This is a genomic window from Paenibacillus sp. DP01 (assembly GCF_044784315.1).
Taxonomy (GTDB): Bacteria; Bacillota; Bacilli; order Paenibacillales; family Paenibacillaceae; genus Paenibacillus; species Paenibacillus polymyxa.
Genome location: NZ_CP173059.1, coordinates 1519696 through 1537858 on the forward strand (window position 1 = coordinate 1519696; position 18163 = coordinate 1537858).

The window sequence follows — 18163 nt, forward strand, 5'->3', positions numbered from 1 at the left end:
ATGTCAGATCACGAGCTACGGTACAGAACCGTCAATAAAGGAGAGCAATGATGTTTGTTATACGGGGAACCCAAAAACTGCTGAAGGAATGGGAGACTGAACCACTTCAAGTTGATATTTATCCGCCTTTGAATAGTTGGCATGCCAGCTTGTTTTTACTGAACCGGAGAAAAAATATTGTGTTTATGCATGATATTTCCCGCTTAAGCGTCACGCTGTTTGGGATTAAAAAATCGCAGTACAAAAACCTGCCGTCTCTTTTTGTACAAACCTTGAAGGAATTAATGATCAGCGAAGGGTTTGATGAACAGATCGTTAAGGCATACATACAGGAAGGCGAGCAGATGCTGGCGACTACGACGAATAGACATAGTGTGATGGTAACCTTAGATGAGATTATATTTATTATGAAGGAACTGGACATGGAGCATGGGTGCGAGCTGGAAAAGAACCAGTGGAATAACCGGATTGTGTTCAAAACGGATCAATACAAGTACCCGATTGACGTTTTTAAAGAACTGCTGGAAAAGCATTATAAAGTGGAGAGTAGTTGAGAGTTTAATTGCTTACATATGGATGGTTTGTAGTCCCAAGCTGTCCTGATTTCTAAAGGATTTCTGCTGATTAGGACATGCCAAAAGAGTATCCTCAAAGTTCATGCAGGCAGGGGATGCTTTTTTTATAACTCACAGGATAGTCATGCTTGCGATGAAATGAATCATAGCGCAATAAACCGTACACTTTGGTAGAATAAAATGATAAAGGGTTCGACACCATGGGTCAGACTTATAAAACGGGGGGTACATAACGAAAGATGAAGAGGATTATTGATATAGCCAAAGAAGCAGGAATTGAAGAAGAGCATCTGGAGACGTATGGCAAATATAAAGCGAAGCTGAATCCATCTCTGTGGGAGGAACTGAAGGATCGCCCGAATGGAAAGCTGGTGCTGGTTACAGCGATGAATCCCACTCCGGCTGGAGAAGGAAAAACGCTGACAACCATCGGGCTGTCCCAGGCACTCAACGCGATGGGGCATAAAACCGTTGCTGCGCTGCGTGAGCCGTCCCTTGGACCTTGCTTTGGGATGAAAGGTGGAGCCACCGGGGGAGGACAGGCCCAGATTGTTCCGGCGGAAGACATTAATCTGCATTTTACAGGGGATATACATGCGATTTCGGCAGCACATAATTTGCTGGCAGCGATGATTGATAACCATTTGTTCCATGGAAATGCTTTGCGGCTGAAGCCAGACCGAATCGTGTGGAAACGGGCTGTCGATATGAATGACCGGAGCTTGCGAAGTATTGTGACTGGATTGGGAACGGGGAATGGAGCGGTAAGAGAAAGCGGCTTTCTGATTACCTCGGCATCGGAAGTCATGGCGGTGCTATGCTTAAGTGAAAATATGGACGATCTTAAAGTACGGTTGGGTCGGATGGTGATTGGATATAACGAATCCGGTGAAGCGGTAAAAGCAGAGGATCTGCACGCGGTGGAAGGAATGGCTGTGCTGCTTCGGGAAGCATTAAAGCCTAATCTAGTGCAGACGTTGGAAGGCACTCCGGTTATTGTGCATGGTGGACCTTTTGCTAATATTGCCCATGGATGTAGCAGTCTGATCGGTACAAAGCTGGCGTTGAAGCTGGGAGAGGTCGTCGTCACAGAGGCGGGATTTGGGGCTGAGCTGGGAGCGGAAAAGTTCTTTGACATCAAGTGCCGCCAGTCCGGCTTGCAGCCGGATGCGGCTGTGCTGGTTGTAACCGCCAAAGCGCTGAAATATAACGGCGGTGTAGCTAAACAGGAGCTGGATGCGGAAAATCTGGAGCAATTGCAACTCGGATTAGCCAATATGAGCCGGCATGTACGGAATTTGCAAAAGTTTGGTGTGCCTGTCTTGGTGGCGATTAACCATTTTGTAACAGATAGCGAAGCTGAGTTGGATTTGATTTTCTCAGAATGCCGCAAGCTGGGTGTACCCTCAGAGCTTTCACAAGTATGGGCGCAGGGAAGCCAAGGGGGAGAAAAATTGGCCCAAAGCCTGCTGAACTTACTTCAGAAGGATAAAGCCCATTTTGCGCCGCTATATGATCATACGCTTGATTTGCAAGCGAAAATTAGTGTCATTGCCAAGGAGATTTACGGTGCGGCAGAGGTGGCTTACACGCCTGCAGCCAAACGGGCGTTGGCTGGTATGGAGCAGCTTGGTTTTGGACAACTGCCTGTATGTATGGCCAAAACGCCGTATTCTTTCTCAGATCAACCTTCCTTGCTAGGTGCGCCGGAGGGGTTCACCATTCACGTGTCCAGCGTATCATTGTCCGCAGGCGCAGGCTTTGTAGTCGTGGAAACAGGTAATACCATGACGATGCCAGGATTGCCCAAATCTCCAGCAGCTGAGCATATGTCGCTGGAGGCAGATGGGACTATTCAAGGACTCATGTAGCTTTTGAAAAATAACAGCATTTCAGCATCAACGAACGAGCAGTTTGGGCAGTGCAGTGAGCAGCTTTTGCCGAGTCATAGCATCGCTCCAGTTCCAGCGGTCTGCTTCTACGAAATATACCTGGCCTTGACGCACAGCAGGGAGGCTATGCCAGAGAGGGCTGTTGAGCATGCATTCCAGCGTATGCTTGGAGTCTGGTGCCGTAGGGACGAGCATAAATATGCGATCGCCAGCGTAATCAGGCAATTCGTTTGGATTAATTTCTGCGAAGCCCAGTCCCTCATCAAGCATCTTTTGGATTGGCTCGACAGGCTGGAAGCCGTGCGGGTGGTAGAGGGCCGATGAGAATCCGGACATGCCCATGACAAAGAGCCGATCGCCATGGTCGTAGATAAAAACAGAGGCGGTTTCTCCGGCTGTGATATGCGTGCTGAGCTGCTGCCACATCGCCAGATTACGAGCGGTGAAGGTCGCTAACCAGCGTTCGGCCTCTTGTTCCTTATCGAGCCAGGCGCCAAGTGTACGCAGTCGTTCCTCCAGGGCGGCAAAGGAGTTGAAGGTGACGGTGGGCGCGATGCTTGCAATACGCTCATATTCCTGTTCATCCGAGTTGGCGATGATAATCAGATCAGGATCAAGAGCGCTGGTCAAGCGGGTATCCAGCGGAAGTCCCACGTCAGTTACGTTCTCAAGACGATGCTTATAGACGCTGTATTCACTGAGCCGCAGGCTTCCGCCTATGGCTGTGGCTCCTAACGCGAGCAAATCGCCCATCGTTTCTCCGTGATAGATGATGCGGCTCGCTCGACGAGGGATATGAATATGGTGGCCAGTCCAATCCTTAACGCACACAGAACCGGGAGTGGAAAGCGCATATTTACCCGGTGGAACCCCGGTCATTTGCCTAAAACGCCGATTAAAATAATATTCGTCAGAGAAACCCGCCTGACGGGCAATTTCACGTAAAGGCCGTTTGCATTCCAGCAGCAGCCGCTTGGCATGGTTCAAGCGCAGCTCAGTGAGGTAATGCAACGGCTTTTTGCCCGTTATTTTGCGAAACAGCTGGGAGTATTGCCATATGGAAACGTTGGCCTGTTCGGCAAGCTGCTTGACGGTAATAGGCTTTTCGTAGTGGTTTTCCATATATGCAAGGGTGCTTTCCACCGATGCAGGCAATGTCGGATTAAAGCCCTCGTTATGCTTAATAGGGACGTGGGCTTCCTGCCACAGTAAGAGCAGCTCTTGAAACATGATTTGCTGACGCAATGCAGTGGTTTGTCTATGAGGCTGTATTGTTTGTTGGGTGCTATAAAATAACTCTTCGGCCAACTGAATAGGCTTGAAGGAAGAGGAAACGATGTATTCACGCGGGTCTGGCAGGACAGATCCGTGATATATGGATGGCATGCCCGTTGCGTTTTCAACCAAGGTCGCGTCCGATTGTGGCTCCAACGGCATGGTAATGACCTTGAACGTGATTTTGTAGTATTCAGGAACAGTTCCATCCAAGGGAGCGATGCGATAGGATTCGCCAGGAGTTAACCAATACCCATGACCTGAATGGAATACATATTGTTCTTGACCCACATCCACCCTACCAGCCCCGCCGATGAACATAAGCAGACAGTGATCGGAATTTGATTGAGATATTTGTCCAACGGTAGGCTCACTAACCAACACAATTCCTTTAAAATGAAAAAGCAGTGTGTTGGGTGGAGGTGAATTTACAGACGACGAAGGCTGATTCACGGTGTAAAGCTCCTTTTACTGAGAATGGTTATCATATATGCATAAGTATACCTCCTTTAGGTTCAACAAAAAAGAAGCCTATCAACAAGGACGATAGGCTTCTCCAATCTTATTTTATGAGCTTGGGCATTTCCTCCAGCAACCATTCCCGAGTAGATGCATCACTTTCGGTTTTGCCAATGTCCTGCATGTACACATGTCCCTGCTTGACAGCAGGGAGCTGAAGCCACAGCTTGCTTTTCATTAATTGTTCGGTGGATTGCTGGGCTTCTGAACTTGGAGTGCTTAGTATGAAAATCCGATCTCCAGCGTATTGTCCGATTACTTCCTGTGATAATTGCACGAATCCTTTGTCCTCATCCAGCGCTTTCTGAATAAGAGGAGTAGGCTTGAGACCATTCTCTTCATATAATATCTGTGACAGGCCTGTCCGTGCCATGACGAACAAACGATCACCGGGATAGTAGGTAAAGACCGAAGCTGTTTCACCCGACTTAACACCTTGCGCATGAAGTTTGGTCCACATCTCTGCTTCCTTGATTTTATATTGGGCAAGCCAGTCCTCAGCAGCCTTTTTCTTGTTCACAATGTCTCCGAGATGTAGCAAACGATCGTTCAGTGGAGCGAAGGTATCGAACATAATTGTAGGTGCAATTTTCGTTAACGCTGCGTATTGTTTTTCATCCGTATCGGCGGTGATGATTAGGTCTGGTTGTAGAGCCAATGTTTTTTCTAAATCAATGGGAAATCCTAGGTCCGATACATTCTGAACTTTTTTCTCATATATCTTTCCCTCGATCATAGAAGTCGATGTACCAACAGCCTGTACGCCTAAAACCAATAGATCCCCATAGTTTTCTCCGAAGTAAGCAATGCGCTCAGGAGTCGTGGGAATGTTTACTGTATGACCCTTATAGTCTGTGTAGGCACGAGTTGTGGCAGCTTCCGAGGTTGTAGATGCTGTTGTGTTGCTGCTTGCAGTCTGCTTATCAGATGCGCCGCATCCTAGCAGCAATGCCCCCATAAGAGAGAATAGACAGATCAGAGCAGTGTATTGTCGAGTAGATTTTTTGTTGGTCATAGCAGCCTCCGTATAATATGATAGTTCATAAATTTGCGAATGAGAATTATTATCACAAAAGCAATGATAAGTGCTGGAACCTCAATACTCAATGGACAAACTTGGTCAATGAATCCGATTTTGTACAAAATAAGTCTCATGTGTTTTAAGCTCATACAGGCTTCAACATTTTATTGATTTGTCATTTTTTATAATATAGAATAACGTTTTTATACATTTGAAAGGGGTTTTGAAATGGCATTGTTTATTACATATGTTTTACTAGGTTTCTCCATAGCATTACCTGTAGGTACCATTACGGTTGAAATGACGAAGCAAGGGCTAAAGAATGGATTTATGCATGGATGGATTGTGGGGCTCGGGGGGATGACCATCGATTTGTTATTAATCATTGGTTTATATTTTGGTCTGGCCTCTGTTCTGTCCTTACCTGTTGTACAGGTGATCATGTGGCTCGTTGGAGCCATATTTCTGTGCTACGTGGGGTACGACAGCATTAAAAATGCGGATCATGATATTGCACTAGAAGGAGAGAAAAAGACGAAATCATTATTTTCTTCCTATAAAAATGGGCTGCTTGTAGCTGTTTCACCAGGGAATTTAGTGTTCTGGGTAAGTGTTTTTGGGACTGTGCTGGCAAGTTCATTTGATCGGTCAAATACAAGTCAATTTTTGATTGTTGGCTTAGGTATTTTGTTTGGTATTCTTATTCATGATTTAGGTTTGATGACCCTCGTAGCGACAACACGAAAAGCCATGAACCGAACCGCCATCAAGTGGGTTACAATCTGTGCCGGTGTGGTTTTGATTGGTTTTTCAGTTTATTTCTTGTATGAATTTATGATCAGTCTCCAAAAGATTTTATAGCATGACACAAGGATACGCTCAAGCTTGTCATGCCAGTCTGCATAAATCGAACAAGTCCTTCATAGACATGTACTAATTCATTTAAAACATGTGCTGAAGGGGTTGATGACATGCGCCGGATTTCATGGATGCTTGCCATGGTCATGTGTGTAACGTTGCTGCTGGCCGGGTGCGGCAAGAAGAGCGCAGACGATGTGGTTAAAGATTTGAGTGACGTGGTGAGCGACCTGAACAGCTACCACGGTACAGCTTTGATGACGCTGCATACCGGCGACACGCCGCAGGAATACAAGGTGGATATTTCCTATCGCAAGCCGTCCTATTACCGAATTGCCATGACGAACGAGAAAAAAGATGTTACGCAAATTGTGCTTCGTAATGATGAGGGTGTATTTGTACTGACCCCCAGCCTGAACAAAAGCTTCCGTTTCAAGAGCGACTGGCCAAACAATCAGGGTCAGGTATATTTATATGAGACGCTGGTTCGCAGCATTATCGGTGATGCTTCCCGTCAGTTGGCTACCGACGATAAATCCTATGTGTTTGATGTGGCCGCGAACTACAATAGCCATGCGCTGGTAAGGCAAAAGATTTGGCTATCCAAAAACAACTATGCCCCTACTCAGGTACAAGTATCTGATGCGAATGCCAAGGTGGTTGTCGATCTGAAATTCGATCAATTTGCTTTTGATACGAAGTTTGACAAGGATTCCTTTGATATGGAGCGGAATATGGCTTCCGGAAAAACGAATGCAGGTAACGAGGGATCGCCATCTTCAGGGGCAGTGGATTCCAGCGGTCCGCTTGATACGACCGGTACGTTAGAAGGGACGACTGGCGTGACGTCCAGTGAAGCCGGACAAGAGCAGGGAACCGTAGGGGGCGATGTCCAGCAACCGTCTGGTGAAGCAAAGAGCGACGGAGCTGTCACTGGCGATACGTCCAAGCCGCAAGCAGCAGCTAACGCAGAGGAGCAGCAACAGACACCGGGCACAGCGGATGCTGCAACTGGAACGTCAGCGGGAACGGATGCCGCAGAAGCTGTGTTGGGTGAGTTCGGCTTGATTGAACCGTCCTACACGCCAGCCGGAGTACAAATCAAGGATACGCCGGAGCTGGAGGATAATGGTACACATGCAGTGATGCTGCGGTACAGCGGAACGTATAACTATACCATTGTGGAGGCGCGTCCAAAAGATCGGGCGGTCGCATTGACGGCAGGCGAACTGGTTGATATTGGAGGAAGTTTTGCCGTGCTGACAGGAAGTGAACAGCAGACGATGACCTGGATGAATGATGGAATAGAGTTCAGAATCACCAGTGCTGACTTGCCTGTGAGCGAAATGATACAAATTGCCGCTTCTATACAGGAACAATCGGGTAAATAAAATTTTATAGACGGATGCAGACGGTCTAGAGTGTAAAATGCTCTGCTACCGCCCGTATCCGTCTTTTGTTCATTCGCAGTCTAAGATGTGCATCGCTTGTATATCTTGTTCTATTGTAAAGATGGTAGAGGAGGCTGGCAGAGCCCCCTGCCATTGACAGCCACGTCTCTGAACATTACCATTAACCTTTGGAAGCAAGGATTTTGCTATATCCAAAATGGTAAAAGGTTACGTTACAGGCTAACAATTGAAGAAGGTGACTGGATTTTGCAAGCACAATACAGATCGACCCGGGCCGAAATCAACCTGGATCACCTTGGCGCCAACTATGAGGCCTTTCGCAAGGCATTGCCTGCGGATAAGCTGATGCTGGTCTGTGTCAAGGCTAATGCCTACGGTCACGGTGCCGTAGAAATTTCAAAGGAAATGGAACGCCTTGGTGCGGATTATTTGAGCGTCGCTTTTCTGGATGAGGCTCTGGAGCTTCGTCATGCGGGGGTTGGACTGCCGATCCTTGTACTCGGCTATACCTCACCTGAAGCTGTCCAAACAGCTTGGGAGCATGATATCTCATTGACTGTGTTTAGTGAGGAAGTGCTGGAGGGTATCTGCAGATTGGATCGCCAAGGAAGCGAACGCAAGCTGAAGGTGCACATCAAAATAGACAGCGGTATGGGAAGACTCGGTTTGCTGCCTGGAGAAACGGCTTTGGCTTTTGTCCGGCAGGTTCACGAATTAGAGCAGGTGCTGCTGGAAGGCATGTACACCCATTTTGCCCGTGCGGATGAAGAAGATAAAAGCTATACACTGCTACAATATGATCGGTTTCGGGGCGTGGCGGATGCGCTAAGGGAACAAGGTATTTCTATTCCCATTATACATACGGGCAACAGCGCGGCCACCATTGATACCCCTTCCCTTTCCCCCAATATGGTGCGGATTGGCATCAGTATATACGGTCTGTATCCGTCTGATGAGGTTAACCGGCAAGTCATTGAACTGTTGCCTGTATTGTCATTAAAGACGGCGGTGGTTTATACCAAGACGCTTCCTCCCGGCTGGGGGGTTAGCTACGGCACCCGGTATGTAACCTCTGATGAAGAGCGGATCGGCACACTGCCAATTGGTTATGCGGATGGATACTCCCGCATGCTAAGTGGGAAGGTCGAAGTGTTGATACGCGGTCGTCGCGTCCCTGTACTCGGTACGATCTGCATGGACCAGTGTATGGTATCCTTACAATCTTTCGCAGAGGATGCGGAAGAAATCCAAACCGGCGAAGAGGTTGTTCTCATCGGCCAGCAGTCCGGCGAAATCATTGCGGCGGATGAGCTGGCATCCAAGCTTGGTACAATCCACTACGAGGTGATCTGCATGATCGCAGACAGGGTACCGCGTGTTTACATGCGAGATCATGTTCCTGTCGTTCGGGTGAACTCGCTTCTTCCAACCCGCTGGAATTAATTTCATAACGCAAATTACCGGATAAAAGCAGGAGTTTTCGTAGAACGTCCCGAAATATGTACAAAGGAAAGAAAAGAGCGCTATAACTGTCAAAAGACGCACTAGGCTCCGCTGACACTTGTATTTCGGGGATCAAACGCCTGTACGAAAACGAACTGCGTAGTTTATAATGGAATGCAGCATAGATGATATACGCATATCATATACATTCTCTTATATTCCGTTTGAATAAATTACCGGGAATAACGTTATAATGGTACAATGGCGACAAGGTTTTGGGGGTGGAAGAGAAGTTGGCCAATTTGCAGAACACCAAAAGAATAATGATCAGTTTGCCAGATCATCTCTTGCAGGAAGTGGACGGGATCGTAGCTATGGAGAATTCCAACCGCAGTGAATTTATCAGGCAGGCAATGAAGCTTTATGTAGGTGAACGTAAAAAACGTTACATTCGTGAAGCTATGCAGCGTGGATACATGGAAATGGCTAAAATTAACCTGACCATGGCATCTGAAGCCTTTCACGCGGAGGAAGATGCAAACAGCACCTTGGGCCGTACAGTTAGCGGGGTGTAATCCATATTGATCGTAAAGCGCGGCGACGTTTTTTTTGCAGACCTTTCACCCGTAGTCGGTTCCGAGCAAGGTGGCGTCAGACCTGTGCTGATCATTCAAAATGATATCGGCAACCGGTTTAGCCCTACCGTGATCGTAGCAGCCATCACAGCACAGATTCAGAAGGCAAAGCTGCCTACACACGTGGAAATCGACGCGGCGACGCATGGCTTTGATCGTGATTCTGTTGTTCTTCTGGAGCAAATCCGGACGATCGACAAGCAAAGGCTTACCGACAAAATCACCCATTTGGATGAAGAAACCATGCGCAAAGTGAGCGATTCGCTACAGATCAGTCTCGGTTTGATTGATTTTTAGTATGATGGAACGACGAGTGAAACGGGAAAGGACAGCGCTCTAGCGCTGTCCTTTTGCATGTCCGAAGAAAAATACAGGTAGGGCTTGCTTTTACGTCACCTGCTGGCGCTTTGAATCATTTTTTGTGATAATAAAAGACATGATGTATGACAAGAGCTGTGAGGAAGAAGGGATAGGTTTGTCTAACGAGGAAATGAAGACGGAAATTGGGCAGGAGCCGAACGAAGCAGAACGCCAAGAACGGATTGTCAAACAAGTGGCGAGAGAGCTGTCGCTGGCACTCAAGCAAATCCGGACAACGATCAGTTTATTGGATGAAGGAAATACAATTCCTTTTATCGCGCGTTATCGTAAGGAAATGACAGGAGAGCTGGATGAAAATCAGCTGCGTGAAATTGAAGATCGTGTGCTGTATTTACGTAATCTGGAGGATCGTAAGGTAGAGGTCATCCGCATTATTGATGAACAGGGCAAGCTGACTGAAGAGCTGCAGGCTGCTATCACCTCTGCGGTTAAACTTCAAGAAGTGGAGGATCTGTATCGTCCATATCGGCAAAAGCGCAAGACTCGCGCCAGTGTGGCAAAGGAACGGGGGTTGGAGCCGCTATCCATCTGGATTTGGGGTCAGCCGAAGCAGGGTGATGCTTTGAAAGAAGCTGAATCCTATGTGAATGCTGAACTGGGAGTCGAAACCCCTGAGGCAGCCATCCAAGGAGCCATGGATATTTTGGCCGAAAATATAGCTGATGATGCGGCTATTCGCCAATGGGTGCGTCGATACACGCTGGATCATGGGATGCTGACCTCTGAAGCGAAGGATACCGAGCAAGAGTCTGTGTATGAGAATTACTACAGCTATCGTGAGCTGGCTAAGAAAATGCCACCTCACCGTATTCTGGCGATTAATCGCGGAGAGCGGGAGGGCATTCTCAAGGTTGGTTTGGAGGTAGCACCGGATTCCATCTACAATTATGTGGCAGGTCAAGTGATTAAAGGATCGTCTGTGGTGGAAGACCTGCTACGCAGTGTCATTGAGGATGCGTATAAAAGACTTATCGCGCCATCTATCGAACGTGAAGTGCGCGCTGAAATGACAGAGAAGGGCGAACAGCAGGCCATCTCTATCTTTGCAGGCAATTTGCGCAGCCTGTTGCTACAGGCTCCGATCAAGGGGCGTCGTGTGCTTGGAGTCGATCCGGCCTATCGGACAGGCTGCAAGCTGGCAGTTGTCGATGACACAGGCAAGCTGCTGGAAGTGGCTGTGACATATCCAACACCGCCGAACAACAAGAAACGTGAGGCTGCCGAAACGTTCAAGCAGCTGATTGCTAAATACGACATCGAGTTGATTGTCATTGGTAACGGAACCGCATCACGCGAGACAGAGCAATTCGTAGCCGAAGTTATCGCGGATATTGGTGACAACAGCCTCGCGTATCTGATCGTCAATGAGGCAGGTGCGAGCGTATACTCTGCCTCCAAGCTGGCACAGGAAGAATTTCCTGATTTGGACGTAGCTGAGCGCAGTGCGGCGTCCATCGCGCGTCGTGTGCAGGACCCGCTGGCTGAGCTGGTCAAAATTGAGCCGAAGGCCATTGGTGTAGGTCAATACCAGCATGATGTGTCGCAGAAACATCTGGATGAGAGCTTGAAGGACGTTGTGGAATCGGCTGTTAACCACGTCGGTGTGGATGTGAACACGGCTTCCTCGGCGCTGTTGTCCTACGTAGCAGGGATCAACGCTACTATTGCTAAAAACATCGTGAAGTATCGTGAGGAAAACGGTAAATTCAGCAACCGTCGTCAGTTGCAGAAGGTGCCGCGACTTGGCGCAAAAACCTACGAGCAATCCGTTGGCTTTATCCGTATACCGGGTGGAGAAAATCCACTGGATCGCACACCGATTCACCCTGAATCGTATGCTGTCGTAGACCGTCTGTTGGCGGAGCTAGGTATCAGTGCCCATGATCTGGGTTCGAAAGTTGCAACAGAAGCGCTGAATGTGTCTAATATTGATCAGCTGGCTGCGAAGCTGGAAGTTGGTGTACCAACATTGCGGGATATTTTGGACAGCCTCCAGCGACCAGGTCGTGACCCGCGCGACGAGTTGCCATTGCCTGTATTCCGCAAGGATGTGTTGAAGATCGAGGATCTGGCACCGGGTATGGAACTTCAGGGAACGGTCCGCAATGTCATTGATTTCGGTGCATTTGTGGATATCGGTATTAAAAGTGACGGGTTGGTTCATATTTCACAGCTGCGCAGTGGTTTTGTTAAGCATCCGATGGATGTTGTATCTGTTGGTGATAACGTAACCGTGTGGGTGTTGAATGTTGATTTGAAAAAAGGCAGGGTAGGTCTGACTATGAAACCTCCCGCAGATGCGCAGTCACAGGCATAGTGCTTTAAATAAAGCTGTATAACCTTTTGTGAGAGTAAAAAAAGCCGGAATCTCCGAATCATATTGGAGACTCCGGTTTTTCATTTCTGGAACTTTTCTGCTTCTACCCGTTGTTGGCGTCAAATTCTATACCAGGTGCTTTATGATAAAAAAACCAACAATCGTTCAACAGTTTAATTTGGCGTCGGTCCTTCTTGTAAAAGGCCCGCATGAGCTGGTTGCTGAGCCATTGAGGCAAGCCGATCTCCTCCTCTGCGTTACATCTGTATGTTTAGCATATGGGGTGGATACCTAAAGTGTGCTTATGAACCAGGGTTAGACTTCGGCCGTCATTTTATAATATGCTTGTCAGTATGAAGCAAAGGAGGGAAACCATAAGGATGGAGTCCAAGTCTCTGAGCAATTCAATGAACCCTTCCATGAGTAATAAAGAACTTCAAGAATGGGTAGAGCGCATCTCGCTGGAGAGCTTTGGCGTGCCGTTTCAACATCAAGCCACCTTTAATGCGCGGCTGTCTTCTACAGGCGGTCGATATTTTATGAAAAGTCATCATATTGAAATTAATCCACATCAACTCGCAGCTTATGGACGTTCTGAGGTGGAAAAAATTATAAAGCATGAGCTGTGCCATTATCATCTACATCTGCGCGGAATGGGCTACCAGCATCGTGATGCTGATTTCAAAGCATGGCTGGCTCGCGTAGGAGGAAGCAGGCATTGTCAGACCCTACCGGGAAGAGTGGGAAGAAAGCCTCAGCCTTATCGTTACAAGCTAGTGTGTGTTTCCTGTCAACAGGAGTATATGCGTAAGCGTAAAATGAATCCACAGCGATATCGCTGTGGGAAATGTGGAGGTAAACTTCGCTTGTTGGCACTTGACGAGGCCCCCTGATTCATGGTAAATTAACCATACTGTATGATAATTTACAGTAATATTCCCTGATAGCTCAGTTGGTAGAGCACTCGACTGTTAATCGAGTTGTCACAGGTTCGAGTCCTGTTCGGGGAGCCATGGAGAGATACCCAAGTGGCTATAAGGGGACCCTCTGCTAAGGGGTTAGACTGCGTAAGCGGTGCGAGGGTTCGAATCCCTCTCTCTCCGTTGGTATTTCAAACAGAAAAGGACGCTCCTATGCATGGTAACCATGCTTGCGAGCGTCTTTTTCGTCTAGATCTGCTTTTTAAGAATTGTTATATGTAAGACGGACATGTTGCGTACAGCATGAAACAGCGTTAGCCTGAGTTGTACGCAGTACGCAACTAATCCCTTCTATTTCACAGTGTCAGCCTCAACGGTGTTGAGGAGGTTCAACAGAGCATGAGCAACGCCATCTTCCACATTGGTCAGGGTAACTTCGGAGCAGACAGCCTTAATGTCGTCATTTGCATTGCCCATGGCAATACCTCTTCCGGCCATCGTCAGCATGGAAATATCGTTATAGCTGTCACCGATCGCTACGGCTTCCTGCATAGGGATGTTCAGATAATTCGCGAGATAAAGCAATGCATTACCTTTAGACGCATCCTTATGCTCGACTTCAAAGTTGCGATCTGAGGAGATGACCATGTTTAGACCTTGAAAATCTCGGTAACGTTTACGCCCCCGTTCCAATTTGGCATGATCAAAGGAGAAACAGAGCACATTATATATCTCTACATCCATTGGAATCTGCTCATATGAAGCGATGCGGGTATGCCCGGTCTGTTCATATTGTTTTTCAGCTGCATGTAATAAAGTATCCAGCGAAATATCTGGGTTGGCGCTCAGCAAGCGGTCCATTTCAACAGCAAGTAGCTGATGCCCCTTTTGTGGAGAATAAATAGCCCGGTCTGTCATGACCTCATAGTAGAAGTCGTTACCCTCGAGCCAGCTTAGCACTTCAAATGTTTCGCTCCGGCCCATAGGAGTAGAGGTTAGCTGGCGCCGATGCACATCGTGCACAGTGGCGCCGTTTGCCCCGATGACGGGAGTAACCAGCTCTGCTTCCTCTAGCTTTGTCCAGGCATCATAAGCGGCTCTGCCAGTGGCAATCGTCACTTGAACACCTTGCTGCTGTGCCTTGCGGATTGCCTCTGCGTTGGCTTTGCTTATTTTTCCTTCCTCGTTCAATAGCGTTCCATCCATATCAATCGCAAACAGTTTCATTTCTCTCCAGCTCCTGTCTTCTGATATCTCTGTTATACATATTGCGTCTAGTTAGAGCGATTGGCTTCAAGTTTATGAGGGGACAACAACTTCGATATCATGGTGTTGCAAAATTTCCAGCATCGCCGGTTCTGGTAAGCGATCGGTGATCACGATATTAACCTCAGACAAATCAGCAAAACGATACGGGAAATTGATTCCGAATTTCGAATGGTCCGCAAGGATGATCACCTGATCTGCCTGTTTCATCATCTGATGCTTCAGCATACCGTCCTCTTCATGAATCAGGCTTAGTCCGTGAGCTGATATGCCTCCAATCCCGATAAAAGCTTTGTCTACAAAATAGTGAGACAAAGTGGCGATTACGGACGAGCCGTATACATATCGGTGTTCTTTTTGGAGGCGGCCCCCCAATAGATGAATGGAGACACCGTCTTTTCCAGATAGTACGTCAGCCTGATTGATTGAATTGGTGATAACCGAACATTCCTGCACATTCAGTCTTTCTGCACACGCCTGTACGGTGGTAGAGGAATCCAATATAATACGATCCCTATCTCGTACCATACTGGCAGCCAATTGTCCGATCACTTGTTTCTCCTCAGATACAGTAAGCAGTCTTTCGTTATAATTTCCAATTGGATCGTGATGCAGTTTAGGGAGAAGGGCACCGCCGCGGGTACGAATAATTTTTTGGTGCTCCTCAAGTTTTACCAGGTCTCGGCGGGCCGTATCCCGTGAAACATTAAAAATTTCGCAAATATCATCCACCGAAATACGCTTGTGAAGCTGTAAGTAATCAACGATTTTTAACATTCGTTCTTCCTGATACATAGAAAGCTCCTCTAATATATAATCATTTCGGTATCTCGTAAGTGATTATAAGTAAATGTAAGTGATATTGCAATCGTTTATCGTGATTTTTCAGGGTTTAGATGATAATAAATAAGTTAATGTAAGTAAATGTGCATTTTACAATTATATAAAATAGCTTTTTTGAAAATTTTAAAAATAAGTATTGCCATTTACTATTCTATTTGATATACTCTTTCTTGTCGTCAAGTTGGTGTACATTCATAAGGCCCGTTGGTCAAGGGGTTAAGACACCTCCCTTTCACGGAGGTAACAGGGGTTCGAATCCCCTACGGGTCATTGTTGTCTTTACAGACTACATGTTGCATGCTTAAGGGGAATTCCTGAGGTCTGATCTAATGGCGGACAGCTAGGATGAACAGCATGAGCCATTAGCTCAGTTGGTAGAGCACCTGACTTTTAATCAGGGTGTCGAAGGTTCGAGTCCTTCATGGCTCACCATTTATATTTTGTTATGCGGTCGTGGTGGAATGGCAGACACGCTATCTTGAGGGGGTAGTGAGCGTACGCTCGTGGAGGTTCGAGTCCTCTCGACCGCATCAATGGAATAAACGGAAAAGTCTCTCGCGTTAGAGGCTTTTTTTATTTGTGCATGGATGCAATTAAACAATGATTATGATGAAATAATGATTCCATAGTATAATATAACGCCATAATGTTATAGAATAATAAATATATAAACTTATGAAGTGACGGTGAAAAATATGGACACTCAACTGTTAGGAAATATATCAGAAAATATTTTGGGCTTGTTTCCGATTGTGAAGAAGAAATTTTTCACCTACGGTCCGCTTGATTTTCCGTTGCATTTGTCGCCTAATAACTTTCAGGTACTCTTGCTTCTGCGTGAAGTGCGTTCGTCTACGGTATCCGATTTGTCCAAACAACTAAATGTCTCTCGTCCAAACATGACTCCTCTTCTGGATAAGCTGGTGGAGCATGGGTTGGCTGACCGTCAATCGTGCGACTCGGATCGTAGAGTCGTGAACGTAGCCATTACAGAAGAAGGCGACGCTTTTTGTGAACAGGTGTTTCATACCTTCTCTAATAAAATTCAAGAGAGACTGGTGTATCTGCCGGAAGAAGATTTATTGCACTTAAGTGAAACGTTGAACGAATTGAAGCGGATTTTACTTAAAATCGACAACTCTGCTACGTGATTGGCGTAAGCGAACTGACTTAAAGACCGCCCTTTCTTCGGAAAACAGGCGGTTTTTGTTGCATATTGTGGTATAATGAAAACCAACATACATAATTCGGTAATTTTAGCACACGCGATCTTTGAAAAGGGAACAAGGGACATGATATCGTTATTTGGAGAGCCTGCTAGGGAGGAAGGAACTTCTATGCAATCTATTTACCAACGCATTGAGGAGCTCATTAAGGAACGAGGTATGACCAAAAAGGCGTTTTGCCAGCAGTTGGGCATTAGTACAGGGAACTTTGGAGATTGGAAAAGAGGAAAAACGACACCAGGCACGAATAAACTCATAGAAATCGCTTCTTTTTTTGACGCTAGTCTGGATTGGATTATGCTGGGTCGAGACGTGCAGAGTAAGGTGCTGAAGGAGTCGCAGGACCCTTATTTTTTTGGAGCTTCAGGGCAACTGAATTGCCAGGGGGGATCGCTAAGTGAGGCGGAAAGAGATTTTATACTTGAGTATATTGAATTTACCCGCTTTCGTAAAGAGAAAAACCAGCCCAATTCAACTACTGATTAATGTTTGCTGTGGGATTTGATAAGGACATTCTAATGTGTACAATTGAAAATTAATTAGAAAAAGCTACAGTGTCGGAGGGGAAACGTTGTGGGAGATCAAACTATTTATCAGCGGATTGAAGCTTTAATTAAGGATCGAGGAATGACCAAGAAGGCATTTTGTGAAAAGCTTAAAATTAGCTCAGGGAATCTCGGTGATTGGAGAAGGGGAAAAACAACGCCAGGTACCGCCCATTTGATTCAGATTTCGGACTTTTTTAATGTATCGCTCGACTGGTTGATGAAAGGGATTAAGCCAGGGGAAGGCGTGCTTCAGGAGCAGAAGGCTGCTTATTTTTTTGGGGTGATGGGGCCACTGAATTGCCAGGCTGAAGATCTTGAGACAGAAGAACAGAACTTTATTTTAGAATACGTTGAATTTGCGAAGTACCGTAAGCAAAAAAGAGAGAAGGACAAAACAAAACTTGAATAATCTATGGCTAAACGCCTGGGTGATAACCCGTAAAACGAACTGAGGGTTCGGTTTACGGGTTTATTTGGTTTCCTGATAATATGGCGACGCATTGGTTGCTGAAATGCTTGTTCGGTTTAGTGTGGTGTCGCCTCCTTATAATCGTTATCGTCGATATTCAGAATTGCAGCAACTTGTTTTCTGTACCTTTGTGCTTTGCGGGTGCCGTGAATCAGATTGGACAAGCGTGAAGGTGGAATATTATGTGTCTCGCAAAATGTTTTCTGATCCAGCCGAAGCTCGACAAGCCTTTGTTTGATGGCCCACCCGAAGGAGGTGACAGGCATTTTGTTGTTCAAGAGAAATCGCCCCTTACGGATTCTTACAGAATAATTGGTGTGATATAATAATCATCAGTAAACATGTTAGAATTAACCATCTAAAACTATGATACACTTTTATACGTGTTTATACAATCTTAAATACGGCATTTTGTTAAAATAATTACTTAATTAAGTGCAAAAAGTGAAAATAATCCGACTATGGTCTGTTATTGGTGTGAATTTGGGATACATGAATAAAAATACTCTGCCGCTTGAGAAAAGGGCAGAGTATTTTTATTGTGACTGCTAGATTGGTAAACG

The 18163-nt window shown here is 46.4% G+C and carries 18 protein-coding genes and 5 tRNA genes; 17 read left to right on the forward strand and 6 right to left on the reverse strand.

Features of this window, described 5'->3' with window-relative positions:
* The first annotated feature begins 50 nt into the window (after positions 1-50).
* Positions 51-554, forward strand: a complete 504-nt coding sequence (locus ACH59B_RS06480; RefSeq protein ID WP_017426520.1) for a DUF6933 domain-containing protein — start codon at positions 51-53, stop codon at positions 552-554.
* A gap of 260 nt (positions 555-814) precedes the next feature.
* Positions 815-2446, forward strand: coding sequence for a formate--tetrahydrofolate ligase (locus ACH59B_RS06485; protein ID WP_017426521.1), 1632 nt, complete (start codon positions 815-817; stop codon positions 2444-2446).
* Positions 2447-2473: 27 nt separating this feature from the next.
* Here the strand turns inward: ACH59B_RS06485 and ACH59B_RS06490 are convergent, their stop codons facing one another.
* Together ACH59B_RS06490 and ACH59B_RS06495 are read right to left on the reverse strand one after the other, a co-directional pair.
* Positions 2474-4195: an ABC transporter substrate-binding protein gene (locus tag ACH59B_RS06490; protein WP_017426522.1), complete on the reverse strand. Its 1722-nt coding sequence runs from the start codon at positions 4193-4195 to the stop codon at positions 2474-2476.
* 109 nt (positions 4196-4304) lie between these two features.
* Entirely contained in the window at positions 4305-5276 is a 972-nt protein-coding gene (locus tag ACH59B_RS06495; protein WP_017426523.1) for an ABC transporter substrate-binding protein, read from the reverse strand.
* Positions 5277-5510: 234 nt separating this feature from the next.
* Here ACH59B_RS06495 and ACH59B_RS06500 point away from each other — a divergent pair, with 234 nt between their 5' ends.
* The 6 genes from ACH59B_RS06500 to ACH59B_RS06525 all read left to right on the forward strand — a co-directional run bounded on the left by ACH59B_RS06500 (position 5511) and on the right by ACH59B_RS06525 (position 12328).
* A complete protein-coding gene (locus tag ACH59B_RS06500) occupies positions 5511-6143 on the forward strand; it encodes a LysE family translocator (RefSeq protein ID WP_016821167.1) in 633 nt (210 codons plus the stop codon).
* Between the two features lie 110 nt (positions 6144-6253).
* The gene (locus ACH59B_RS06505) at positions 6254-7531 is read left to right on the forward strand and encodes an outer membrane lipoprotein-sorting protein (protein ID WP_017426524.1); all 1278 of its coding nucleotides are present in this window, start codon (positions 6254-6256) and stop codon (positions 7529-7531) included.
* A 267-nt stretch (positions 7532-7798) separates the two neighbouring features.
* Positions 7799-8995 (forward strand): alanine racemase, encoded by a 1197-nt coding sequence (alr, locus tag ACH59B_RS06510; RefSeq protein WP_026065391.1) that lies wholly within the window; start codon positions 7799-7801, stop codon positions 8993-8995.
* A gap of 293 nt (positions 8996-9288) precedes the next feature.
* Positions 9289-9570 carry a CopG family ribbon-helix-helix protein gene (locus ACH59B_RS06515; RefSeq protein ID WP_007429334.1) on the forward strand — a complete coding sequence of 94 codons (282 nt, stop codon included), beginning with the start codon at positions 9289-9291 and terminating at the stop codon, positions 9568-9570.
* A gap of 6 nt (positions 9571-9576) precedes the next feature.
* Positions 9577-9927: a type II toxin-antitoxin system PemK/MazF family toxin gene (locus ACH59B_RS06520; protein ID WP_007429335.1), complete on the forward strand. Its 351-nt coding sequence runs from the start codon at positions 9577-9579 to the stop codon at positions 9925-9927.
* A 178-nt stretch (positions 9928-10105) separates the two neighbouring features.
* On the forward strand, positions 10106-12328 hold the full coding sequence (locus ACH59B_RS06525; RefSeq protein ID WP_031463110.1) for a Tex family protein: 2223 nt from the start codon (positions 10106-10108) through the stop codon (positions 12326-12328).
* 103 nt (positions 12329-12431) lie between these two features.
* Here ACH59B_RS06525 and cmpA read toward each other — a convergent pair whose 3' ends face one another.
* On the reverse strand, positions 12432-12566 hold the full coding sequence (cmpA, locus tag ACH59B_RS06530; protein ID WP_016821163.1) for a cortex morphogenetic protein CmpA: 135 nt from the start codon (positions 12564-12566) through the stop codon (positions 12432-12434).
* 142 nt (positions 12567-12708) lie between these two features.
* On the opposite strand from cmpA, the gene ACH59B_RS06535 reads away from it, so the two are divergent.
* From ACH59B_RS06535 to ACH59B_RS06545, 3 genes are all read left to right on the forward strand, one after another.
* A complete protein-coding gene (locus ACH59B_RS06535) occupies positions 12709-13221 on the forward strand; it encodes a SprT family protein (RefSeq protein WP_016821162.1) in 513 nt (170 codons plus the stop codon).
* 44 nt (positions 13222-13265) lie between these two features.
* A tRNA-Asn gene (locus tag ACH59B_RS06540) sits at positions 13266-13341 on the forward strand.
* A 1-nt stretch (position 13342) separates the two neighbouring features.
* Positions 13343-13431, forward strand: a tRNA-Ser gene (locus tag ACH59B_RS06545).
* Between the two features lie 168 nt (positions 13432-13599).
* On the opposite strand, the gene ACH59B_RS06550 is transcribed toward ACH59B_RS06545, so the two are convergent.
* Both ACH59B_RS06550 and ACH59B_RS06555 read right to left on the reverse strand, forming a co-directional pair.
* Positions 13600-14475, reverse strand: a complete 876-nt coding sequence (locus tag ACH59B_RS06550; RefSeq protein ID WP_019686561.1) for a Cof-type HAD-IIB family hydrolase — start codon at positions 14473-14475, stop codon at positions 13600-13602.
* Positions 14476-14547: 72 nt separating this feature from the next.
* The gene (locus ACH59B_RS06555) at positions 14548-15309 is read right to left on the reverse strand and encodes a DeoR/GlpR family DNA-binding transcription regulator (RefSeq protein WP_017426528.1); all 762 of its coding nucleotides are present in this window, start codon (positions 15307-15309) and stop codon (positions 14548-14550) included.
* A 246-nt stretch (positions 15310-15555) separates the two neighbouring features.
* Here ACH59B_RS06555 and ACH59B_RS06560 point away from each other — a divergent pair.
* The 6 genes from ACH59B_RS06560 to ACH59B_RS06585 all read left to right on the forward strand — a co-directional run bounded on the left by ACH59B_RS06560 (position 15556) and on the right by ACH59B_RS06585 (position 17540).
* Positions 15556-15627: transfer RNA gene (locus ACH59B_RS06560), tRNA-Glu, on the forward strand.
* A gap of 86 nt (positions 15628-15713) precedes the next feature.
* Positions 15714-15789, forward strand: a tRNA-Lys gene (locus ACH59B_RS06565).
* 15 nt (positions 15790-15804) lie between these two features.
* Positions 15805-15887: transfer RNA gene (locus tag ACH59B_RS06570), tRNA-Leu, on the forward strand.
* 165 nt (positions 15888-16052) lie between these two features.
* Positions 16053-16508 carry a MarR family winged helix-turn-helix transcriptional regulator gene (locus tag ACH59B_RS06575; protein ID WP_017426529.1) on the forward strand — a complete coding sequence of 152 codons (456 nt, stop codon included), beginning with the start codon at positions 16053-16055 and terminating at the stop codon, positions 16506-16508.
* A 186-nt stretch (positions 16509-16694) separates the two neighbouring features.
* Positions 16695-17069, forward strand: a complete 375-nt coding sequence (locus ACH59B_RS06580; RefSeq protein WP_016818372.1) for a helix-turn-helix domain-containing protein — start codon at positions 16695-16697, stop codon at positions 17067-17069.
* Between the two features lie 87 nt (positions 17070-17156).
* The gene (locus ACH59B_RS06585; protein WP_016818371.1) at positions 17157-17540 is read left to right on the forward strand and encodes a helix-turn-helix domain-containing protein; all 384 of its coding nucleotides are present in this window, start codon (positions 17157-17159) and stop codon (positions 17538-17540) included.
* 116 nt (positions 17541-17656) lie between these two features.
* On the opposite strand, the gene ACH59B_RS06590 is transcribed toward ACH59B_RS06585, so the two are convergent.
* The gene (locus ACH59B_RS06590) at positions 17657-17878 is read right to left on the reverse strand and encodes a Rha family transcriptional regulator (protein ID WP_013369935.1); all 222 of its coding nucleotides are present in this window, start codon (positions 17876-17878) and stop codon (positions 17657-17659) included.
* Between the last annotated feature and the right edge of the window lie 285 nt (positions 17879-18163).